Origin of the sequence: Microcoleus sp. A006_D1 (assembly GCF_036702805.1) — a bacterium.
Taxonomy (GTDB): domain Bacteria; phylum Cyanobacteriota; class Cyanobacteriia; order Cyanobacteriales; family Microcoleaceae; genus Microcoleus.
Genome location: NZ_JAUBVZ010000010.1, coordinates 176,952 through 200,019, shown reverse-complemented (window position 1 = coordinate 200,019; position 23,068 = coordinate 176,952). Strand labels below are relative to the sequence as shown.

Below are 23,068 nucleotides of genomic sequence, written 5' to 3'. Positions count from 1 at the left end.
CAGACTATTTATTACTCCAATCTTCTTCCTTCTAGGTCAATTGCTGTCAACTATCAACTATCAACTGTCAACTGTCAACTGTCAACTGTCAACTGAATTAACCTCCATCCAAGCAATACATTTCCGCATTTGCTCGGTCATCATTTTTTTGTCAGCATTATATCGGCGCCCGTGTCCCGGCAAAACCCATTCAAACGAGTAATTAGCCAAGTTTCCCATAGATTTGATTTGTTCCGGCCAAGAATACCAGCAGGCAGTAGGAAAGCCAATTAGCTGCTGGAAATTGTCCGACCAAGCGAGATGGTCGCCGCTGAACAAAAACTTGTTATTGTAAAGCAAAACAGTGTGACCTTTGGTGTGACCAGGAACAGGTACAATCAACAAATTATCTGCTATTTGATGCGGTTCGCTACCCGACAATTGAATTTCTACACTGCGAGTATCGGCGTTAATTTCGTCAGCATGAAGAATGCGATCGCACCCAAAATGGTCGCGGTATTTTTGATGGTCTGCTACGTCGTCGCGGTGAGTCAAATACAGATAGCGAATGCCGCCCATTGCTTCTATATTTTTGACTAGCTGCGGTACAAAACGGGGAGAATCAACTAAAACGTTTCCTTCGGGGCGGACAATTAAATAGCTGGCTGCGCCGTAGGATTTCTCTGAGTGGTAGCCGCAGTGGTAGACATTTTCTGTTACTAAGGCTGGCAAATGTTGCTGAACTTCTTTGATATTTTTGGGTTTTTCAACAGTGCCGATCGAAGTTGTTGGACAAGACAAAAGAGCTGCGAGACTTAGCATTTCTGCGGTTTCGTTTGTTGGCTGCTGGTAAACCGCAGATTGTTCTCCGGCTTGAGTAAATACTTCCGGCGCCATCCACCGACAAGTATCGCAGTCAATGCAGCTACTGTCTACATAAAAATTACCGCTGATATTTTCGGGGCGGCGCAAATTTATACGAGCCATTTTTTCACCTTTTAATAAAGTTAAGATGTAAGTTGGGAGGGGCTGGTTTATTTCAATTGTTGGTGAGAGTTAGAGATGGTTGGCGAACCCGTTCCTACAGAATTAATGGATGAAAAACTAATAATTGGAGTGAATTTATTTTAGCATAATTATGGCAAAAGGTGCTAGGTAGCGATCGACCGTTTTCCAATTCTCCAAATAGCGAGAAACCGGGTTTTTGCGAAGATATTCGATGCGAGGCGAAGATATCGGAAAAAACCCGGTTTCTTAGATTGTTAAGGCTGCCTCACTTTAGGCATTAGCTAGCTTCTTTTGAATCATTGCCCAATATTCAGGGAAATCCTCACGGGTATATACTGTTAAAGCTGCTTCATAAAACGATCGCGCCTTTGCGAGATTTTCATCCCGCGAACCGTTGATTCTGTCATTATGGGCATTACCTAGGTTATATTGAATCATGGCCCAATCTTCAGGAAACTGTTCGGGAGTACGAACAGTTAAAGCAGCCTCAAAAAATGCGATCGCGCGATCGATATTTTCCGCCCGCGAACCGTTGATTCTGTTGGCGTAAGCAGCAGCTAGGTTATTTTGAGCCATTGCCCAATCTTCCGGGAAAGCCTCAAGGGTGTAGACTGTTAAAGCAGCGCCATAAAGGGCGATCGCCATTTCCACATTTTCAGCCCGCGAACCCTTTATTCTGGTAATATAGGCAGCAGCTAAGTTGTTTTGAGTTTGAGCAAATTTTCCGCTTCCCGGTTGCCGATTATTTAAAACAAGTTGATAAGCGGCAATGGCAATTTCAATATTATTCGCTCTATTCCCACCGGAAAAATTGCTAATATTAATCGTCAAGTCTTCAACGAGGCTGACAATTGAGTCAATAGTTTGGGCATTTTCGCCACCAATTAACCTCTGGATTACTTGCTCTAAAATCTCGGCAAAACGAGCATTGAGGAGATGTTTTCGTTCAGCTAGCATGGGGTGAATTACTGCTGGATTGCTATTGCTACCATCTTCTGCTTGCAATAATTCTAGAATAAAGTTTGCATACTCTTGGGGATTTTCACCTTCGGAGTTATCGCCATCGTTGATCTCGATTAATTGTAATAGCTGACTAATCAGACTTCGCAGGAAGCTAGCGCCGTTTTCTCCTCCTTGCTGCGCCATTTTTTCTGCTACTAACTCGCAAGTTTCCAGAAATTCGACATCCAACAATTCTAAGTTATCTTCTAATATCTGGGGCTCGGTGCCGTTGGGGCAATTCAGCAGGGTGTGAATTAGTTCTAGGTAGGCTTGGGCGCGGTTTTCTTCCATTGTTGGGGAGTTGTGAATAATATCGGAATTTATTTTATCATGGTTGTGCGTGGGTGGCGAGAAACCGGGTTTTTGCGAGAATTTTTGATGAGAGGCGAAGATATCGGAAAAAACCCGGTTTCTTGGATTGTTTCTTAGATTGTCGGTGGGTGGCGAGAAACCGGGTTTTTGCGAGAATTTTTGACGAGAGGCGAAGATATCGGAAAAAACCCGGTTTCTGAGATTGTGCGTGGGTGCCCTGTCTTCTCTCTACGCAAATAATGTGGCTACTGATACGGTAAAACCAGGTAACAAAGGACTGCTTAAGTTATCTTCTTTAAATAAGGTCATTGCTAATTGCAAAATTCCGTTGTCTCGACGGTAAATTTCTACTTTTTGCTGTATTCGGTCAAAGATCCAATATTCGCGCACGCCTTGAACTGAATATAATTTTAACTTGGATTGCCGATCGCGCTTTTCATTTGCCTCACCGGGAGACATCACCTCTACCACCAACTCCGGTGCACCAGCCAAATGTCCGGCTTCATCTAATATTTGTGCTAAACGTTCGTAGCTTACCCAAACTACATCAGGAATCACATTATCACTATCGGTGAAGATCAGACCGGCAGTTGTTGCAGCCTTACCTAAACCTGTCTCTATTGACCAATTACCCAAGGTTCTGCAAACATTGTCAACAATATTTTGATGTTCCCAGCGAGGTGCTCTTGTCACAATCAATTCTCCTCCGATTATTTCATAACGGTTGCCGTTATCGGGTAATGATTCTAAATCAGCGCTTGTCCAGCGAACTTTTTCTGTGGTTGACATAGCTTTGACTCCGCTCTGTTCTATTTTAATTATATACCAATCTTTTCGGAATTTTGACCGCAGATGTTGGCGGATGTACGCGGATGGACGCAGATGAAGAATGGGTGGGTGGCCAGAAACCGGGTTTTTGCGACAATTTTTGGTAAGAGGCGAAGATATCAGAAAAAACCAGGTTTCTTAGATTGTGGGTGGTGGCGAGAAACCGGGTTTTTGCGAGAATATTCGATGGGAGGCGAAGATATCGGAAAAAACCCGGTTTCTGAGATTGTTTCTAATGCCTGCACAATGCTACCTTGGGCATTAATCTATCTAAGATTTGTGCGATCGCAATTACCGTCCAATCAATATCAGCTTCGGTGGTTTCGCGTCCCAGTGTCAAGCGAATTCCACCAATCGCGCCGCTTTCATCATATCCCATTGCCAATAATATCGGACTGGGCGTGAGTTTACCACTGCTACAAGCCGCACCGGAACTAATGCCAATTCCGGCTAAGTTTAGCTGTCTCACGAGAGTTTTGCCTGTGATTCTCTCTGTGTCTCTCTTTTGGTAAGGGCGACAGGAAGGGGAGACGATGCAAAAACTGGTGTGGTGCGGCAGTCGGTAATATCGATCGCCCGTTGGGACTAAACTGGGTATGTGGGATAATTTGTCAAAAAGTCGATCGCGCAATCCAATCAACCTCGGCGTTTCCACATCCATTTCCTGCACAGCCAACTCCGCCGCCACTCCAAAACCCACGATTGCGGGCAGCGCTTGCGTTCCTGAGCGCAGTTTCAACTCCTGTCCGCCCCCGCCGAACATTGGCACTAATTCTAGTCCTGGACGCACGTACAGCGCCCCCGCACCTTGCGGCCCGTAAAGTTTGTGACTGGAAAGCGAAAGCAAGTCTACGGGCAGTTTCTGCACATCAATCGGTAGTTTGCCCGCAACTTGAACTGCATCGGTATGAAACAGGATATTGCGATCGCGCGCAATTTGCGATAATGCTTCTATTGGTTGCAGTGTACCAACTTCGCTTTGTCCGTAGATGATGGAAATTAGCACTGTGTGCGATCGCAGTGATTCTTGCAAATCCAAAGGATGAATTCGCCCGTATTTATCGACTGGTAATCGCGTTATTTCCCATCCCAATTCTTCGAGTTGTCGCGCCGTTTCTGATACGGCCGAATGCTCTACGCTGGAAATAATGATATGCTGCGGCTTTGTATAAAGACGCGCAATTCCCATAATTGCTAAATTGTCCGCTTCTGTACCGCCCGAAGTAAAAATCATCGATTCCGGTAGCGCATTAATCAAGCTAGCAACCTGCATTCTGGCTAATTCTAAAGCAGTCGCCGCCCTTTGTCCCCACTCGTGCAAACTAGAAGGATTCCCCCATTGTTGAGTGAGAGCTTTTTGCATAGCATCAATTGCTTCTGAGCGTGTGGGTGTTGTGGCGCTATAGTCGAGGTAAATTTGCATGGGTTTTAATGAGTTAGTTGTTAGTTGTTATTGGTTATTGGTTATTGGTTATTTTTTGATTGTTGGTTGTCAAGAGTCTGTGGGTGGTTTGCTTTTGGGTATTTTCTTAATTTTCAACGCTTGAGTATTTGCTTTGCTTTGAATTGAGTTTAGGTAAGCGTTGAGTTTGGGAGATAGTTCGTCTATTAAAGGTTTTATACGCTCGATTTGCTCGGTGGTTAACAGGTGTCGGACACAAGCTAATCTTAACCAGTGTCTTGTTTCATGTAGTGACCCCCTGGCTATTTTGATAAAACGTTGATTATCATTGTAGTTATACCGCCCATTCCCCTCGGCAATATTAGCACCAATACTATCGACTGACCTAACCAATTGTTGCCCGACTGTATTTTTAGCAAAGGAATCCCAGGATTGAACAATAAACCAAACTTCATTAGAAATTTGCTCTGCTAATTGATAAACCTGCAACTCTTGAAACCTAACCATACATTTAAAATTTGAACATTGAACAATTATAACATTTTCTAAAAAAAGTACAATAACAACTAACCAATAACAACCAACCAATAACAAATAACAAATAACCAATAACCAATAACCAATAACCAATAACCAATAACCAATAACAACTAACTAACTCCCAGGTTTGCAGACATTGTAGTCTTCGTGGGACAAGACTTTTTGGGGAATTAAGAAACTGCCGCAATCTTCACAAAGCATTCTGTAGTTGCGCGTTACAGGAATACTCACAATCCAACGGTTGTGACGGAGACGTTTGCCGCCAAAATCTCTGTAATTCTTATTTTCGCCCAAAGCTGCTATAATGGCGCGAGCTTTAGTAACTACATGGTCTGGTAGACCTCTGAGATCGATGATATCTCTAGCAAATGATGCTTCCCTCTGTTGTTTTTTGGTTTGTTTTTCGACCAGGACTTCAACATATTGCTGCTGCGCCACCAACTCTTGCGTGCAGCGATGGCACGCTTTACCATATCCTTTGTGACCACACGGAAAAATTGTTTTTCTTTTAGCCATAAAGCAGCAGTATCGGGTTCGATCCACGCCCCTGAATGCTGCTACCCTACCAGTGATGCTTCCGGCATCGAGGCAGTTCTACAAGACGCAAAATCTATTCCGTTTCATAAATTTAATAGTTTTAACTTTGCTTGACCGAATATCTTTGAACTGTGAATAGACCGATGACCTCAATAAAATTTAAAATTTTTCTGACTGTACTTTATGATAATTTACCAGGTTTTTGCTGTGCTGGACTAATGGCGATCGCCCTGGCGGCCTGCGGACAAGTAAAGCAAGACGTGCAGAATTTGCCTCCCAGTTTGGCTCCGCTGCCTCAAGACCCCTTGTTGCAAGTATACTTCAATCAGTCCCTCACTTCGAGTTATACAGAGCCTTATCGCCCGCAAACTCGACCTGGTGATGATTTAGAAAAGTTGGTCGCTGAGGCTATAGCAAGTGCTGGATCGACCGTAGATATGGCGGTTCAGGAGTTTCGCTTGCCAGGTATTGCACGAAAAATGGTCGATCGCGCGCGATCGGGAATTAAAGTGAGATTAATTGTCGAACATCTGTACAGTCGCCCTTGGAGCGATTATACAGCCCAGGAGTTAGCGAAATTGCCCGATCGAGAGCGTGATCGCTACAATGAATTTTTGCAACTCGCCGATACCAATAAAGATGGCAAATTAAGCCCGGAAGAAATCAAGCAAAACGATGCTTTAGTAATTCTCAAAGATGCGGGAATTCCTATAATTGATGATACTGCTGACGGCAGTAAAGGCAGCGGTTTGATGCACCACAAATTTGTGGTAATTGATGGCAAAACAGTCATCGTAACTTCGGCTAATTTTACCACCAGTGATATCCACGGCGATTTCAAGACAGCAGCAAGTCGCGGCAATGCGAATAATTTGCTGAAAATTGAGAGTTCTAAATTAGCGCAAATATTTACTCAAGAATTTAACATCATGTGGGGCGACGGGCCCGGAGGCAAACCGGACAGCAAGTTTGGCATCAAAAAGCCGCTTCGTTCAGTCCAAAAACTCAGAGTTGGGAATGCAACTGTGGCGGTGCAATTTTCACCGACGAGTGCGACTTTGCCTTGGGAAACAAGCGTCAATAGTTTGATAAATCGAACTTTAGCAAAGGCGAAACAGTCGGTTAATTTGGCACTGTTTGTATTTTCGGCTCAGCGGTTGTCAAATACCCTGGAACTTGAATCTAGGCGCGGTGTGGCGGTGCGAGCTTTGATTGACTCAAATTTCATTTATCGCCCTTACAGCGAAGGTTTAGACATGATGGGGGCGACTTTGATGCAGGATTGCCGGTTGGAATCTGACAATCGCCCGTGGAGAAAGCCGCTGACTGCGGTGGGTGTGCCGCTGTTACCAATGGGCGATCGCCTGCACCACAAATTCGGCGTTATCGACGGCAAAACGGTCATTACAGGCTCTCACAACTGGAGTGAGGCTGCAAATCACGGGAATGATGAGACGCTGCTGGCGATCGACAGTGCGGTAGTTGGGGCCCATTTTGACCGGGAGTTCGATCGGCTGTACAAAGGTGCAATCCTGGGAATTCCCGCCCGCATCAAGCAGAAAATCGACGCTAGGAAAAAAGAGTGCGAGTCAGTGCAAGCAGCATCAAAATCTGCGAATCCTAAACCTCAAATTGCTGCTAAAAAGTTAATTAATTTGAACGCAGCGACTCAGCAAGAATTAGAAACTTTGCCAGGGGTTGGCCCCAAGTTAGCCGAGAAAATTATTGCAGCACGGGAAAAGCAGCCTTTTGAGTCTTGGGAAGATGTGGAAAGGTTGCAAGGAGTTGGAACCAAGACTGTAGACAAGTGGCGCGATTTAGTCGCATTTTAAAGACTAGAAAAGATTGCAAAAATAGCTAGGACGGGCAAGATGCCCATCCCACAAAATTTTTTTTCCTTATAGTACAAAAAGTTTAGGACGGGCAAGATGCCCATCCCACAAAATTGTTTGTCTTGTGGGACGGGCAAGATGCCCATCCCAAAATTTGATGCAAATAACTTCTGCAATCTTGTCTATTGCTTCAAGTAATCGGGTGAAAATAAAATGCTGCGGCCAACACAATATATGTTGCTAAAAGCAGCACTCCTTCCAGCCAATTAGAGCGCCCGTCGAGACTAATTAGATTAGCGATTGTCACCGCAATGGCAACTGCAACCACTTCAAACGGATTAAAGTTTAAATCCATCGGCTGATGAATCACTAATCCGATAATCACCAACACCGGCGCTACCAGCAAAGCAACTAGCAAACTCGAACCCATCGCCACGGAAACTGACAAATCCATATTGTTTTTCATCGCAACTCCCACCGCCGTTACGTATTCCGCCGCGCCGCCCACAATTGGTAACAGAATTACGCCTGTAAACAGCGGTGTCAATCCCAATCCTTTAGTAGTTTCTTCGACAACACCCACGAAAATTTCTGATTCAAAAGCAACGGCAATAGTTGAAGCAACTAGCACTCCTATCCACAGCCACAAATTCGGTTTGTGTGCAGTTGATTCATCGGTATTTTCAGAATCTTCTAACTCTAGTATGCCGACTTCGTAAAGATAGCTGTGAGTTTTTAAGGAAAATAGCAGTGTTAGCGCGTAAACTGCAATTAGGACGATCGCAGTTATTAACGAAAGATTCTGAATGGCTGCGGGTTCCACTCCATTGGATGTGTAAATTACCATTGTCGGCAGCAGAATCGCAATCACTGCTAGAGTCATGGTAGAACCGTTCACCCGCGCGATAATTGGCTTGAATTCTTGTTCTTTATACCGGATTCCTCCTAGCAACATGGAAAATCCCATAACTAAGAGCAAGTTGCTGATAATTGTGCCGGTGATGCTGGCTTTCACAATATCAATTAAGCCGGCTTTCAGGGCAACTATGGCAATAATTAATTCCGTAGCATTGCCGAAGACTGCATTTAATAAGCCGCCAATGGAGGGCCCTGTGACGATCGCCACTTCTTCTGTTGCTGTGCTCAACCAAATCGCCAGAGGTATAATGCCTAAAGCGGATGTGATGAAAACTGTGAGGGAGCCCCAGTGCAAATACTCGGCGGCGATGGAAATGGGGATGAAAACTAGCAGCGCTATGGAAAGAATTTTTTTGATTGACATAGGAACTCGGATGCTGTATTAAAGGGTGAAGTGGAGTTGTCAGGGCGATCGCCAACTTGATTTTACCGAAAAAATGGGTCTAAACCCCCGTCCTTCTAGGAAGGATTTTTAGATAAATGTGTTAAAATGTAAATGGCAATGCGGTCGCTACGCCTAGATAGCCAATATTGGGTTCTCCCCAACTACAATGCTCAGCTACGTGCGACTACCGTGTAGGAAAGAGAAACAAGAAATCGAGTAAATCATTTCAAATGCGGTCGGGCAGTCCGTGTATGCTTGTGGAGGGTAAAGTGATGCTTACTCCCCGTGAAGCAAGAATCCCCGCGCTTTTAAGCCGGGGAGTGTCAATGTTCCTTCGCCAACAGGTTTCAAACTCACTTTCAATAATGCACCGTCTTGTCGCCTAAATAAAACTGAGGGGGGTAGTGTCAATGCTTGCAGCGCGACTGTTGAATTTTCGGCTAAAGTGCGGCGGTTAGTTTGTCCCACTACTTGATAAAATAGTCGATCGCTCGTTTTATTTGTTAATCTCACATTGGCTTTGCCATTAACGGGAACCATCTTGCCGTCAGGAACTCTTTCTGGTTCGTTAGTTTGGGCGATTTCGCCAGCCAAACTCGGATTGTTGGCGAAAGGCAAAAAGCTGTTTCCTGCTATGGCTAAGGTAACAGCGAGTAGACTTGCTAGACTGGTTTTGTCGATCGCCCTTTTGCACATTATTTTGTTGGATGATCTGAGATTTCCCTGACTTAAAATCACTAATTAAACGCAGAAACAAAGCAGAAGCAATACCAATTATGAAAAATATTGCTACAGAAAAATTAGAAGATCTCATCTGTAGGGAAACGGCATTGCCGTGTCCGGCGGGAAGTTACGCTACAGACAGATAATTTGTATAGAAGTAATCACTGTAGCAAGACTTTTTCACGCTTGGTATTAAGAAGGAAGCATCAAAAAAAGGAAGGAAGAAAGAAGGAAGAAATAAGATTTTTCTCATCTCCCCATCTCTGACTCCTCCCTCTCCCACTCTCCCATTCCCGCAGCAACTATTCAACCCAACGCAGCCGCACAAAATGAGCCTCGCGTCCCCAGAAGTCGTGACTTACAGAAATATCAACAATACTCAAATTAAACGGAATAGCAGTTGTCAGGTAGCGCTGAGCCAGAGCTCCCACATCGGGAGCTAACTGAGCCGCCGCAGTCGCCGCCGCACCCAAACCCAAAAGTTGCAGGATGGGCCCCTTGGGCAGGGCTAAATTGATCCCGACAGCAAGTCCAGCAGTCAGCAGCATTGCCACCGACAAATTAGTGCCGCAGCGGGGATGTACGGCTAAATCCCACTCTCCGCTGGCAATCCGCTGCAAAGCCGATTGCACTGCATGGCGCAACTGTGCAATGTTAACGCGGCCGTACAGATAAAATCCTTGTTCTGTGGACATCCCGCCCAATAACTGATTATCGGCTCTTGCTGTCGGCGTACCGCCAGATTGGCTGAGTACCCAAACCGTAGCGTGTTCCAAAGCATGAACTTGGCGCAAAGTCAAGACTTCCTTCAAACCGGGCACAAAATCGAGTTGCCGCAATAACTCGGCATCTTGAGTCCGCTGCGGGGCAAAGTCAAAAGGAAATTCGCTGGTGTGCCCAGAGCCAGAAGCAGCATTTGTCGTCATGTCCAAAGCCCTCCACTAATGTCCGATCTTAATTTTTAGAGGCTCGATTTACGGTTGAACGCGCTTGCCTGCGCGAAACTCTCCGGGAAAGCGTCTGCCTTTAGCATCTGTAATGACGCCTCTACCGTGAGGCAGTCCCTTACGCAGTTCGCCTTCGTAGCGAATGCCGTTTGGGAAGCTGCAATTACCTTTGCCGTCTAGCTTGTCGTTGAAAAACTGACCGTCGCAGCGCGTCCCGTCCGATCGCGTGAACACTCCCCTACCAAACGGGTTTCCTGCGAAAAACTGTCCGGCGTAGCGATCGCCGCTAGCAAAGATAAACTGCCCTTGACCGTGCGGCTGACTGCTACTAGCGCCGCCACCTACTTGTTGAACAATTTCAAATGTTCCCCTGTAGCGATCGCCCGTGGCAAAAATAGCTTCTCCCCTAACGATCAGACCGTTGCGGAACTCTCCCACCATGCGGTCATCGTTGGCGAACAAAAATGTGCCTTGACCGTTGGGAACGCCGTTACGAAACTGTCCTTCGTAGCGATCGCCCTTGGAGTATACGTATACTCCTTGTCCCTGAGGTCTGCCGTTGACGAAATTTCCTTCATAATTGTCGCCATTTTCGTAGTTACATCTGACTCGACCGTTGGGGGGAGAGCCTTCGCAAGCGGGAGGGCGCTTTTGTTCTGCTGCTGGCGCCGCCAATGACGACTGAGTGTTGGCTACCACTGAGAGGCATCCTACTCCCGAACTAACCAAAATCAGTATTCCGAGTTTTTGAATTGAGCGAAGCATGACGGTTCTCAATTTTTTTTCTAAGGATTGAGGTAAATTTTGCATTAAACAGGGTTTTGGGCAACTCGGGGAGATTTTTCTCCCACAATTTTGGCAACCTCTACACCGTTTTCTTCTAAAACCACAATCGGGTCGGTTCCTGATTTGAAATCAACCCGTTTGATCAGCACCTGCCCGCTGGCAATCCGCTGTCCTACTTTGATATATCGACTTGTTGGTTCGTTAGGTGCTTTCACAATTACCAGTATGTCATTACCAACTCTGACTACGCCACTAACTTCAACTCCTTTGGCATTATCTGTCGAAGGCGGAGGCGGTGGCGGTGCCGGAGCCGGTGGGGGCGGTGGTGGGTTCGGGTCTTGCCAGGAGGGCGGCGGCGTTAATTCTGGCAGCTTGGGCAGACCGGGGAGTTCTCTGGTAGCGATGTTGGGAATTGTGGGAGGGCGAGGCGGGCCGGGCGGTCGAGCGGCGATCGCTCTTGGTCGTGCCGGTGTTGCTCCCGGTCGTGCCGGTGTTGCTCCCGGTCGTCTCGGTGTCCCTTGGGTGCCGGAGGTGGTGCCTGTTGGGAAGCCCGGTATGGAGGGCAGTCCGGGTATTGATGCGGGAGAGCCTGCTGTGTTTGGGGCACCCGTCGGTCTGGCTCCGGGGCGTCCGCCGGCTGGCTGCTGTCCCGTGGTGCCTGTTGGGAAGCCCGGTATGGAGGGCAGTCCGGGTATTGATGCGGGAGAGCCTGCGATGTTTGGGGCGCCCGCAGGTCTGGTGCCGGGGCGTCTGGGGGCTGCACCGGGGCGTCCGCCGGGGGCTGTTGGCACGCCCGGTAGGGAAGGCAGTCCGGGTATTGATGCGGGAACTCCTGCGATGTCTGGGGAACCTGCGGGTCTGGCTCCGGGGCGTCCCGGTCTGGTGCCGGGGCGTCCGGGGGTTGCTTGGGGACGCGCCGAAATTGGCGGTCTCCATTGGGGGGGTATGGAGGTTAAGGGCAGGTTGGGAAGACTGGACACCGCTGCGGGGCTTTGGGATTCGGGAAGTTCGGCAATTGCGCCGCCCCCTGCGCTCGATCGCTGTGCTGGCGTCCACTGAGGCGGGTTTTTCTCGTCGGGCAGCTTGGGCAGAGTTGGCACTTGTCGGACTGGCAGGTTGGGGAGGTCGTTGCCTGTGCTGCCGCCGTCTGTTCTCAGCGGTTGAGGGGGAAGGACTGAGAATGGGTCACTGGCTTTGCCCGGGAGCGTGGTCTGTGAAATTGCCTTGCGGTTTGAGGCCTCTCCCGGTGCTGTCTTTTTGCCCTCGATGTCTGTTTGAGCTTGTCTGGCGCGTTCGTCGGGGTTTGTGGGCCGGATCAAGCCGGGGGGCTGGGCCGCTACTACAGGGGAGGGGAATGTCTGAGCTCCTGGGGTGGGACTGGCCGCGGCCCCTGGAGTTCCCGGAGCCTTGGCTGCCGGTGTCCCAGAGCCTGCACCGGGACTGAGAGTAGGACTAGGAGTGGGACTGGCCGTGTTGCCGCCCCCGTCGCCGCCGCATCCTCCGATCGAGAAAGCCAGCATTCCGATAGTTGCAAAATATAAAAGTTTACGCATTGCCGATCGCCCCCAAACGCCTGACCTTTAAGTGATCCAAATGGCAAGCGCAGTTGCTGCTATTTGCCGATTTTCAGTTTACCTGTGTTTGATGGTATGCGATCGCTTTTAAATTGCCAAGTTTTGCCGATCGTGGGAGGTGGAAGCAAGCGCTGGGTTTTCGGGAGCAGGTTAGGATATCAATGGTGGCGGTTCTTGCACAGATTGAATCAATGAGGGCATTGTAATGGTGGCAAAAGTGATTCTGAAGCGGATTTGGCGATCGGGCATTGTTTCGGCGGCGGTTTTGGTGGCAGTTGGCTCGGTGGGAGGTGGCAATGTGGATGCTGGTTCACAGCCTGAAACTAAGGTGATGGCATTGGTACCTGATATGAGTTTCCAGCAGCTCGATCGCACTTTAACAGCCTCGGGAGCGGCACAGGGCAATGTGTACTCTCAGTTTCGCCGGGGATCGTCCAATCCTGGTGCCCAACCGCCGGGAAATCAACCGGCTTCTGGGGGGAATCAAAAGGTATTTCAAGCTAAAATCAAGCGCCGTGCTGGCGGGACACCGGTGATTGACGTAGTATTTAACGGCAACAAGACTTTTGAGATGATTGTCGATACCGGGGCGAGCGGCACTTTGATTACTCAGCGGATGGCTACTGCACTGGGAGTGAGGCCCGTGGGCATCGGGAGAGCGGGGATCGCTGACGGTAGCGTTGTCGAGTTCCCCATCGGTGTAGTGCGATCGATTCGAGTTGGGGGTGCTGCGATCCAAAATGTCGAAGTGGCGATCGCTAAACAAATGGAAATTGGTCTGCTCGGTCACGATTTCTTTGGCAATTACGATGTGAAAATTAAAAAAGATGTTGTAGAGTTTTATGTCCGCTAAGAGCGAGCCGATTCGGAAACCGATTTTGACAGTTGACAGTTGACAGATGAGGGCGAACTCTACCTGGAAAAAAGAGGATCGGAGTAATGAATCGTCTGATTTTAATTTCTCCCTACAAGGGTGGAGGCTTGAAACCAATTCTTTCTGGTAAAGTTATTCGCAGCTTTCGTCAAGGCTGTTTAATTTATTTCTTGAGGCAGTAGCAAAAGTCCGCCAAGTGTGGTATTCTCTTGATAGTTTCCAGAGCCACTGACCGTTGAACAATTCGTGAAAATCCGGCCGCAAAAGCACAGTCGCCGTTGGTGAGTTCGGTAACAGTCTGCGACTGTGGATTCACAGTTCAAGGCAAGGCAATCAATTAAACAATTCGCCGCTCGGGTCGAAATTAGTTCCCAAAATGCTGTGGCTGAGGGAATTTTGGTTGGCGTGGTTGTGCCGGAGCCTACAAAATCTGTAAACTGATTAGCGGAAGATGTTCCACCAAAAAATCGGAACTGATGACGATCGAGAAATTAATTATTGTAAATAAGGTATTCGCATGGCACAAACGTTTGTATCTCCTGTAGTGCTGATTATTCTAGATGGCTGGGGTTATCGTGAAGAAAAAGACGGAAATGCGATCGCCGCCGCAAAAACACCCGTGATGGACAGTCTCTGGGCCGCTTATCCCAGAACTCTGATTAAGACATCGGGTCGGGCGGTAGGGCTTCCAGACGGGCAAATGGGCAACTCGGAAGTCGGTCACTTGAATCTGGGTGCAGGCCGCGTGGTTCCTCAAGAGTTGGTGCGGATCTCGGATGCTGTCGAAGACGGTTCTTTGCTCAACAACCGGGCGCTGGTTCAGCTTTGCGAGAAAGTGCGCTGTCGGGGTGGCAAGTTGCACCTGACTGGTCTTTGTTCCGAGGGCGGGGTACACTCGCATCTGAGTCACATTTTGGGTTTGCTGAAGCTAGCAAAGGCGCAGGGAATTTCTGAGGTTTGCATTCACGCGATTACCGACGGCCGCGATACTACTCCGAAAGAGGGTGTCGAAGCTCTAGGCAAGATTGAAGGTTATATCGAACAGGTAGGAGTAGGCAGAATTGTTACCATCAGCGGCCGCTATTACGCGATGGACAGGGACAAACGCTGGGATCGGGTGCGGCGCGCTTACGAGGTGATGACGATTGAGGGAGCGCCTGACGGTCGATCGGCAGTTGATGTGTTGCAGGCCTCCTATGCTGAAGGAGTGACCGACGAGTTTGCAATTCCGACTCGAATTGCCCCAGGTGCCGTGGCATCCGGGGATGGGATGATTTTCTTCAATTTTCGCCCCGACAGGGCTAGAGAATTGACACAGGCTTTTGTAGCTGCGAATTTTAATGGGTTTGAACGGCAGTTAATTGAGCCGCTGACTTTTGCGAGTTTTACTCAGTACGACCCAAAACTGTCGTCGGTACTGGTGGCTTTTGAACCGCAGAATTTGAACAATATTCTGGGCGAGGTGATTTCTAAACACGGTTTGCGGCAGTTGCGGACAGCGGAAACTGAAAAGTACGCTCACGTGACTTATTTTTTTAATGGGGGTCTGGAAGAGCCTTTTGAGGGTGAAGACCGGGAATTGGTGCAGAGTCCGATGGTGGCGACTTACGATGAAGCGCCGGAAATGTCCGCCGCCGAGGTGACGGATGTGGCGCTGGCGGCTTTGTCCAAGGGTATTTATTCGTTTGTGGTGCTTAACTACGCTAACCCGGATATGGTTGGCCATACGGGGATGATGGACGCGACGATAATTGCGATCGAAACTGTGGATAAATGTTTAGGGCGGCTGTTGGTGGGGATTTCCAAAGCTGGGGGAACGGCAATTATTATTGCTGACCACGGAAATGCTGAGGTGATGTTCGATGAGAATGGGAATCCTTGGACGGCTCACACGACTAACCCGGTGCCGTTTATTCTGGTAGAAGGCGAGGGTCTGAAGATTCCGGCTCACGGAACGGATGTTCCTCTGAGGGCGGACGGCTGTTTGGCTGATATTGCACCGACGATTCTGGAGTTGTTGAGGTTGCCTCAGCCCCCGGAGATGACGGGAAAGTCTATGATTGAATCCGCTAATTTTGAAGTTCGCGCTAATCGCACTCCGGTGCGGGTGCGGCTGTAGCAAGTCTGGGCGGCAGGTAGGGACTTAGGCAGTGGCGATATGTGTCAACTTAAGACTAAAACCCTTGATAAGTGTCGTTTGTAGCCGAGGCCCGATCCCCCTAAATCCCCCGAAAGCAAGGGGGACTTTGAGAAAACTCCGGTTCCCCCTTTCTTAAGGGGGGCTAGGGGGGATCTGGCCTCGGCTGCGAACGAGATATACAAAGATTTCCAGGCGATTGTTGACACTTTCGGAAAGGCCGTGCGGTGTCCCGGAGGAGGTTGTGTGCGATCGACCGAATTTGATATAATCATGAATTACGGATTACTAATTACCAATTACCCCGAATTATGAATATTGTTGCTGTGTTACAAGTTATCTGGTCTGTATCTGCTTTAGGACTTGTGATTTTGGTGTTGCTACACAGTCCTAAAGGCGATGGCATTGGAGGGATTGGCGGACAAGCTCAATTGTTTACCAGCGCCAAGAGTGCGGAAACGAGTCTGAACCGAATTACTTGGGGTCTGTCTATTGTTTTTATGGGTTTGACTGTAATTTTGAGTGCTGGTTGGTTGACTCCTAAGTTGTAAGATTAGGATTTTTAACCGCAGATTAACGCAGATGAACGCAGATGAAGTTGATATAATCTGAATTTATCTGCGTTTGTTTTTGTGTATCTGCGGTCATCAAAATGCGGTTCTGGAAAGTTAGAAGAAAGTCTCGATTTCTGGGCGGTTTGGGATTGGCTTTATGTTGTTTTAGCCTGATAATTTTTACTCAGGTTAATACTCTGGCGCTGAGTATTTCTCCTCTGGCGAATAGTTTGCCGTCTCCACAGGTTCACCCTTTGCCGCCAACGCTGGCCAATTGGCAAGATTCAACGGATAGCGGTGATTATTTTGACCAGGTTAAGCAACCGAATTTTGGTCATTTGCTGTGGTCGAAGTTTCCGATTCAGGTTTATATTGATCCGGTTGATGCTAATAAGTCTCAAGCATGGATAGCGGCTGTTTTGGATGTTGTCAGGGAATGGGCGGTTTATTTGCCTTTGGAAGTGGTGGATAGTTCGGAGGTGGCTGATATTAGAATTGTACGTCAGGCTCCGCCTTTGCGTCAAGGGGTTTTGCGATCGCGCTCTGGGGAATCTACCTATGAGTTGTACAATCGTCGGGATGGGGATAAAACTGTTTTATCTCATCGGTTTTCGGTGTATTTGAATCCGAATCAAGTGGGTAAGTATATTCCAGCGACGGCGCGGCATGAGTTGGGGCACGCTTTGGGAATTTGGGGCCACAGTTTGATGGAAACTGATGTGCTATATTTTTCTCATGTGGGGAATCCTCCGGCTATTTCTGCGAGGGATGTTAATACTTTGAAGCGGGTTTATGAACAGCCCACTCGGTTGGGATGGAAATTGTAGTTTTGCGTGTAATATCGTTTCCGTTATAACATTCGTGACCTCAGAAACCCGGTTTCTTAAGATATTTTTCGTTAGGAGACGCAAAATTTCGGAGAAACCGGGTTTCTCGCCACCCATGAGTCAGCCCCGAAACTATGGGAACTGTTTATCTAGAACAGGATAATTAATAGAAAAAAAACAATGAAAGATGAATGTTTTGGAATTGTGCCGATTTTTGGCAAGGAAGCTGATAGTTTGTTTTTGTTAATTCAACATCAAGCCGGACATTGGGCGTTTCCGAAAGGTCACGCGAATCCGGGTGAATCTCCAGCGGAAACCGCTAGGCGGGAATTTGCGGAGGAAACTGGGATATCCGATTTTGAAATGCTGGAGGAGCCGAGTTTTACGGAACATTATTCTTTTGTTAAGGATGGGGAGCAGATTGACAAAACTGTGACTTATTTTTTAGGCTTTGTCAGTTCGATGGATGTGGTTTTGCAAGTGGAGGAAGTTCAAAATTCTGCTTGGGTTTCTGGTGAGGAAGCTATTAAGTTAATTACTTTTGATGCCAACCGCTTAATGTTCGAGGAAGTTAAGGCATATTTGGACGGGAGATAAGACTCGGCGGTTGAAACCGCGTCTACACAAACGAAGTCCGCCGGACGCCGACTAAGAAAATTTAAGACGGATTTGGTATAATTTATGATTGAGAAACCCGGTAACTTTTGCGATACCGGGTTTCTTAAGTGTTAGATTTTGTTGGCGAATTCGGCCGCCAATCTCAGATTATTTGTTGATTTTTTGTGCTTTGGCGTGATGTTGCAGGCGAGCGAAAACGTTGTAGGCATCGGGGCCGGGAGTACCGTGTTCGACAGCGCCGTCGATGGGGCCGTCGATGGCTTTCCAAGCAGGAATTCCGCCTTTTAGTTCGGCTACTTTTGTAAAGCCGGCTGCGCGGAGAAGATTGGCTGCTTCGGCGGTTTGTTGGTCGGTTTCGCCGTAGATGTAGATGTCGCGATTGGAATCTAGGCTGGATTTTGCTCGCTCTACTAATTCGTCGATTGGCATTGGTGCGGCGCCAGTAATGCGGCTTTTGTCGAAGCTTTCAAAGTCGCGGGCGTCGATGATTGTGAGTCCGGGTTCGCCCCAATCTAAGCGAGCTTTGAGGTCGTGGCTGGATGCTTGGGCTTTTAAACCGGGAGGGGTGGGAGTAAGGTCGGGAAGTTTTTCTTTGATATCTGCAATTTGGTCGGGAATAGTTTTCATGGGTAAAGTGTTGTTCAATGCTTTGATTGCAATGTAACAAGATGTGTAGGTTGAATTCGTCTTTCTAAAGGAAGAATCGGGTATTGAACTAAAGTCGCAGTTAAGCTGAATTGTTTGTGGTTGACTGCGGTTGGGAGCGCTATATTTGTTGAGTTTGCTAAGCTGTAGCTGGCTTTGAGCCGGATTGTTTTGATAGAAATGTACGATCGATCTTATTGACTATGAATAATTTGAAGTGCATCGCTCGTCCGATCTGTCATTGTATCAAATAATCACACTTTAGTCAATCCCAATGATTTTTAAATGAAATTTGCATAGGTTGTTCGCAGCCTCGTGCGCTATTTTACTGAAAAGTTTAGATATTTTTCAACAAGATTCCTGGTAAGATTTGATACTAACAATAGGTATTTAAAGGTATGGATATGTCTGAGAAAAATGAAATTGCGGTGCCTAAAACTTTGACACCCCAAGAACAAGCGGTTTGGGATGCGAAGGCGAAAGTTCGGGTGCTCCTGAATTTGTGGGATTTGACGGGCGGGAAGATTCCGGTTAAAAAGGGGGATTTGACTAAGCGGATTGTGCGGACTAATGAGACGAGTCAGAGATATCTGGGTGTGCTCGGTGAGTTGCAGGAATCTGGGGCGATTGAGTATTCGCTGGTAAATCGGGTGACGCGGGTGGAGTTGAGCGCGAAGGGGAAAGAGGTTTTGGCGGATGGCCTGAAAAGTGCTGATTCTCTGTTTGAGTTTGATGGTTCTCAAATCGGTACTCGGCTGGGAAATGCTTTGCTGAAGTGGATTCGGGTTCAGGATGGTGCGGCGAGTGTTGCTGTGCAGACGGGTAAGAAGGCTGGAGGGGCGATCGCATCATACAACGATTTTAAGGCTGTGGCGATCGATGTGTACGATCGGCTGAACCGGGATTACAACTTTGACGATTTGGTACCGATTTATCGGATGCGGCGAGAAATTGGGGAAAAAGTCAGCCGTTCTCAGTTTAATGAGTGGCTGCTGGAAATGCAGGCTAATGACATTTTTCAGCTAATGTCCGGAGAAATACCAGACATTACCCCAGACAAACGCGAGGACTCAATCACCATCTCTGGCGTTGGATTTCGTAACTACGCCAAGCGCTTGAACGCCTAAAATTGCCCTGAATCTTTTTGTAGTTTGTTACCTCACACCCAATCATTATGGAAAATTCAGCCGCATCTCCCATAGAAGCTCTTGACGCTGCTATCCAGAGTCACAACCCATTTAGCAAAACTAGGATTGTCACAGAACAGGATGTCTGGGGAAAAGGATTCCCCGATGTTCCCACTCTCAACAAACACGCTTCTGATGCAGTTTTTCAGGCCGTTGAGCAGGTGCGAACAAGTCAATCGAGTCAAGAAAAAGTGACTTCACTTGCTATAACTGCTCAGCCTGGAGTTGGTAAAAGTCATATTCTCAGTCGGCTACGGCATCGACTTGAACGCGATGGTGGCGCTGCATTTGTTTATGCAAGCGTCAATAATTACACCGACTTAAACCTGATAAAGTACCAATTTCAGCAAACCTTAGCAAATAGTTTTAGTTACACAGCCAATCAAGGGGTGATGCAGTGGCAAGAAGTAGCATCAGCAATGGCAAACGAAGGATTGAAAGCTATAAATGCTGATGCTCCAAGCCTTTCGCCCGCCAATCTTCTCGACCGATTTGACAAAGTATGTGCTAGTTGGGCAACTAAAAATAAGAGTTTTATGAATACTCTTAGTCAAAAAGTTTGCCAAACAAAGCCTAATGCTGATCCTTATATTATTCGGGCTGTTTTGTGGACTCTTTCAAAGATTCAGTCAGCTTTTGCAATCAGATGGTTGTCAGGTGAGGAGCTAGATAAGTCTAAGGCTGACGAACTGGGATTGCCAGCTAATTATGGTAAAACAAATCAAGATAGAGAAGCTGAAGCTCTTAATAATGTTCAGCAAATATTGAATTTGGTGAGTTACTACAACCCAGTCATCATTTGTTTTGATGAAATAGATGTCAAAAACAACTCTACCGATGATGGTTTGCCAACAGAAATGGTAATTGCTGATCTAGTTAAACGCCTCCACGATACTCTCCATCAATCGGAACTAGGTCAAGGAATTGTCATTCTCACAGTAATGCTTCCCGATACTTGGAAACAGAAAATTAAGCCGATGTCTGGCGGTACACCAGCTAGACTATCAACACATACAAAAGGAAAGCCAATAGAATTAAACTTTCTTGATAGCAATTCAATGATAGAGATAGTAACTCTATGGCTGAAAGATTTCTATGAATTCAGGAATTTAAAGCCTCACACTCAGCTATATCCTTTTGAAGAAAATCAACTCAAAGAATACGGCAAAAATAAGCCAGCGGTACGGGAAGCTTTGACATGGTGTGAAGAGAATTTTAAAGTTTCTAGACCTGCTCTTCCAGAAGATCCTCTTGAGCGATTTGAACTTGCTCTCAGGGAACTTGAGTCAGGGCTTGTAGACTATATGGAGAATAATTCCATAATTGCTAAAGCTCTTTGCTTTGGTTTTGAAACGTTGAAAGGTCAGAGCATCGAAGGAGTGATGATTGAAGAGGTTACTACTGAAATTAAGCCAAAAGCCCAAAATAATGATTGTATTAACTTCAAAGTTATTGGCACAGAAAATGGAAAAGTTGTCAAAATTGGTATTGCTGTTATGCAGTCTTCTCAGAATGAATTAGTGGCAGTATTGAAGCGTTTAATAGATTACGAAAAATTTGATTTGACTCGCGGTTGTTTAGTCCGTTCTCAATCCAAAATTGAAAGAATAAAGAAGACCGCTCAAGCATACAAGTTACTTGAAAAACTTGTATCACCTCAAGACAGAGGTGGTGAAATAGCCGATTTGATAGAAGAGCAAATAAAACCCCTGATCGCTGTTTATTCTGCTTGTAGAAAGTGCAGAGACTACAATTTAACGGAGGATCAAGTTTTTGATTTCATTTCTCAGAAGCAGCTAACTTTTGACAATCCTTTACTGCGAGAGATATTGAGCGATCCATCCGGTATAATGCCTGTTGTTGACGATGAAGATGAACGTCAACTTTTAGAAGACCTTCTTAATCCGCCCGCTATTGATAATACAGATGAATCGGATGATTTGAGTGATTTATTTAGTGAATTATGAGCACATCTGTTTTGATTTACAATGCTCTGCGTCTACCTGTTGCTGATGTTGAGGCGTTAATTTTAGGACGATCAATTGTGGCTGTGCCCCGGAAATTCATTAATCCGGGGCAGAAGTTTGCTTTGTACCCTGCGGATATTTCGATTAATTTGCTACCCCACGAGCAACATTATCGCTCAAGTTTTTTGCCCGTCGCTCAAAACGCACTTGCTCAGTTAAATTCTGAGAAAGTTTCGATCACAGCTTGGGCTAGGTGCGAATTTTGCCAAATGCTCAATGATCCTGAATCATTAGAGGCTTTGTCGCAGTTAACAGTCTGGACAACAGAGGTATTACAGCAAACTCTCTTAGAAAAACCTTATCTTTTTCTAGCTTATCTTCGCGTTTATCTGTTACCTCAGCCGCTTGAAGTTCCTGTGCATCCCAGCGGCAATTTTGTATCTTTGCCAAAATCGCTAACTGTGACTGATTCAACGCCTGTTTTGAGCGAGTCTATCTTTGCCAAACGCCGCCAACAACTGGAAAAACTAGAGCCTCCCGAACATCCAGAATTGGAAGAGTTGCAAAGTGCATTAGTGCATTTATCCATCACCAACCCAAAAGCCAAACAACTAGACGCAGAACTCAAAATGTTTCTCGGTTGGTCGGAAAAATCACCAACAACACAACCAGATCCAGATTTAGGTTGGATTCAAACAATTTCACAAGTCGGCAACTCTAGCGACGGTGATGGCTTTGAAAAATTAGTTCGTAAAAGTTTGATTAAGTTAGGTTTCGGAAATTCTAACAGCAACCCAAAAGCTAGTTTAGATCCAGAATCAACCGGGGGCGCTGGCGGATTAGATTTCTACTGTGAAACTCCCTATCAGGTAGTGGGAGAATGCAAAGCTACCAAAAGTGAAACTGTAGCTGATGGAACGCCAGCGCAACTTATCAAGTTAGGACACAAGCATCTTCAGGAACAATACAACTGCTGTATTAAGATAATTATGGCCGCTGGTCAGTTAAATAGACACGCTAACAAAACTGCTATCGGAAACCACATGAATGTCATTCGCCCTGAAACATTGCAAAGACTTGTTGAATTGAAAGCTAAACACCCAGGCTCAGTTAATTTATTAGACCTAAAACCGTGTTTAGAGCAAGAGCCTTTTGGTGAAGATGCTGATGTTAAAGTGAATCGTTATATTGAGCGAGTTTGGGACAAGATTAAAGTGCGATCGCAAATCGTACAAGCAGTCAAACAACTTTGCTATTCAGATAGCGAGTTTCCAACGGTTGTTGAGATTAAAGTTCAATACAATGCTAAATTTGCTACTGATTTTAAGCTAACCTACCCATCAGTAAGAGATTTAACAATAGAACTTTCTTCACCGCTGACAGGTTATTTAGGACGGCGAGAAAAGGGAAATGATGCGGAGGGCGATCGCTTTTATTTCCTGCGCGATTTACTGCTAGATGATTGAGATAGCTGAAGGGCGATCGC

At 46.7% G+C, this 23,068-nt stretch carries 21 protein-coding genes; 9 read left to right on the top strand and 12 right to left on the bottom strand.

The genetic code is table 11. The features are described from left to right. Window positions 1–81: 81 nt before the first annotated feature. From QUB68_RS19395 to QUB68_RS19370, 6 genes are all read right to left on the bottom strand, one after another. Window positions 82–966: an MBL fold metallo-hydrolase gene (locus QUB68_RS19395; protein WP_332995505.1), complete on the bottom strand. Its 885-nt coding sequence runs from the start codon at window positions 964–966 to the stop codon at window positions 82–84. Window positions 967–1,257: 291 nt separating this feature from the next. After that, window positions 1,258–2,280 (bottom strand): hypothetical protein, encoded by a 1,023-nt coding sequence (locus QUB68_RS19390; RefSeq protein WP_332995503.1) that lies wholly within the window; start codon window positions 2,278–2,280, stop codon window positions 1,258–1,260. A gap of 249 nt (window positions 2,281–2,529) precedes the next feature. Further along, on the bottom strand, window positions 2,530–3,090 hold the full coding sequence (locus tag QUB68_RS19385) for a Uma2 family endonuclease (RefSeq protein WP_332995501.1): 561 nt from the start codon (window positions 3,088–3,090) through the stop codon (window positions 2,530–2,532). A 271-nt stretch (window positions 3,091–3,361) separates the two neighbouring features. Continuing rightward, window positions 3,362–4,552, bottom strand: coding sequence for a cysteine desulfurase family protein (locus tag QUB68_RS19380; RefSeq protein WP_332995499.1), 1,191 nt, complete (start codon window positions 4,550–4,552; stop codon window positions 3,362–3,364). Between the two features lie 69 nt (window positions 4,553–4,621). Further along, the gene (locus tag QUB68_RS19375; protein ID WP_332995497.1) at window positions 4,622–5,161 is read right to left on the bottom strand and encodes a four helix bundle protein; all 540 of its coding nucleotides are present in this window, start codon (window positions 5,159–5,161) and stop codon (window positions 4,622–4,624) included. Window positions 5,162–5,185: 24 nt separating this feature from the next. Then, window positions 5,186–5,587, bottom strand: a complete 402-nt coding sequence (locus tag QUB68_RS19370; RefSeq protein WP_332995496.1) for a DUF7682 family zinc-binding protein — start codon at window positions 5,585–5,587, stop codon at window positions 5,186–5,188. 164 nt (window positions 5,588–5,751) lie between these two features. Here QUB68_RS19370 and QUB68_RS19365 point away from each other — a divergent pair, with 164 nt between their 5' ends. Then, a complete protein-coding gene (locus tag QUB68_RS19365) occupies window positions 5,752–7,440 on the top strand; it encodes a DUF655 domain-containing protein (protein WP_332995494.1) in 1,689 nt (562 codons plus the stop codon). Between the two features lie 190 nt (window positions 7,441–7,630). Here the strand turns inward: QUB68_RS19365 and cax are convergent, their stop codons facing one another. From cax to QUB68_RS19340, 5 genes are all read right to left on the bottom strand, one after another. Then, window positions 7,631–8,722, bottom strand: coding sequence for a calcium/proton exchanger (cax, locus tag QUB68_RS19360; RefSeq protein WP_332995492.1), 1,092 nt, complete (start codon window positions 8,720–8,722; stop codon window positions 7,631–7,633). 297 nt (window positions 8,723–9,019) lie between these two features. Then, the gene (locus tag QUB68_RS19355) at window positions 9,020–9,439 is read right to left on the bottom strand and encodes a hypothetical protein (RefSeq protein ID WP_332995490.1); all 420 of its coding nucleotides are present in this window, start codon (window positions 9,437–9,439) and stop codon (window positions 9,020–9,022) included. A 329-nt stretch (window positions 9,440–9,768) separates the two neighbouring features. Next, entirely contained in the window at window positions 9,769–10,392 is a 624-nt protein-coding gene (locus tag QUB68_RS19350) for a DUF6391 domain-containing protein (RefSeq protein WP_332995489.1), read from the bottom strand. Window positions 10,393–10,440: 48 nt separating this feature from the next. Beyond that, window positions 10,441–11,178 carry an MORN repeat-containing protein gene (locus QUB68_RS19345; protein WP_332995487.1) on the bottom strand — a complete coding sequence of 246 codons (738 nt, stop codon included), beginning with the start codon at window positions 11,176–11,178 and terminating at the stop codon, window positions 10,441–10,443. Window positions 11,179–11,222: 44 nt separating this feature from the next. Next, window positions 11,223–12,752, bottom strand: coding sequence for a hypothetical protein (locus QUB68_RS19340; protein WP_332995486.1), 1,530 nt, complete (start codon window positions 12,750–12,752; stop codon window positions 11,223–11,225). A gap of 226 nt (window positions 12,753–12,978) precedes the next feature. Here QUB68_RS19340 and QUB68_RS19335 point away from each other — a divergent pair, with 226 nt between their 5' ends. The 5 genes from QUB68_RS19335 (at window position 12,979) to QUB68_RS19315 (ending at window position 17,762) form a co-directional block, all read left to right on the top strand. Further along, window positions 12,979–13,626, top strand: a complete 648-nt coding sequence (locus tag QUB68_RS19335; protein ID WP_332995485.1) for a retropepsin-like aspartic protease family protein — start codon at window positions 12,979–12,981, stop codon at window positions 13,624–13,626. 538 nt (window positions 13,627–14,164) lie between these two features. Next, entirely contained in the window at window positions 14,165–15,766 is a 1,602-nt protein-coding gene (gene gpmI, locus QUB68_RS19330) for a 2,3-bisphosphoglycerate-independent phosphoglycerate mutase (RefSeq protein WP_332995484.1), read from the top strand. A gap of 329 nt (window positions 15,767–16,095) precedes the next feature. Continuing rightward, complete coding sequence (secG, locus tag QUB68_RS19325) at window positions 16,096–16,335, top strand: preprotein translocase subunit SecG (protein ID WP_332995483.1); 240 nt, start codon at window positions 16,096–16,098, stop codon at window positions 16,333–16,335. A gap of 101 nt (window positions 16,336–16,436) precedes the next feature. After that, window positions 16,437–17,165, top strand: a complete 729-nt coding sequence (locus QUB68_RS19320; RefSeq protein ID WP_332995482.1) for a peptidase — start codon at window positions 16,437–16,439, stop codon at window positions 17,163–17,165. A gap of 180 nt (window positions 17,166–17,345) precedes the next feature. Then, the gene (locus tag QUB68_RS19315) at window positions 17,346–17,762 is read left to right on the top strand and encodes a bis(5'-nucleosyl)-tetraphosphatase (protein WP_332995480.1); all 417 of its coding nucleotides are present in this window, start codon (window positions 17,346–17,348) and stop codon (window positions 17,760–17,762) included. A 168-nt stretch (window positions 17,763–17,930) separates the two neighbouring features. Here the strand turns inward: QUB68_RS19315 and QUB68_RS19310 are convergent, their stop codons facing one another. After that, window positions 17,931–18,410, bottom strand: a complete 480-nt coding sequence (locus QUB68_RS19310; RefSeq protein WP_332995479.1) for a rhodanese-like domain-containing protein — start codon at window positions 18,408–18,410, stop codon at window positions 17,931–17,933. A gap of 422 nt (window positions 18,411–18,832) precedes the next feature. Between QUB68_RS19310 and QUB68_RS19305 the strand changes: the two genes are divergently transcribed. The 3 genes from QUB68_RS19305 to QUB68_RS19295 are packed head-to-tail and all read left to right on the top strand — an operon-like array spanning window position 18,833 to window position 23,048. Beyond that, entirely contained in the window at window positions 18,833–19,555 is a 723-nt protein-coding gene (locus tag QUB68_RS19305; RefSeq protein ID WP_332995477.1) for a hypothetical protein, read from the top strand. A 47-nt stretch (window positions 19,556–19,602) separates the two neighbouring features. Then, window positions 19,603–21,582, top strand: coding sequence for an ATP-binding protein (locus tag QUB68_RS19300; RefSeq protein WP_332995475.1), 1,980 nt, complete (start codon window positions 19,603–19,605; stop codon window positions 21,580–21,582). Beyond that, window positions 21,579–23,048, top strand: a complete 1,470-nt coding sequence (locus tag QUB68_RS19295; RefSeq protein WP_332995473.1) for a DUF1802 family protein — start codon at window positions 21,579–21,581, stop codon at window positions 23,046–23,048. The genes QUB68_RS19300 and QUB68_RS19295 overlap by 4 nt, the downstream gene beginning before the upstream one ends. Window positions 23,049–23,068 lie beyond the last annotated feature (20 nt).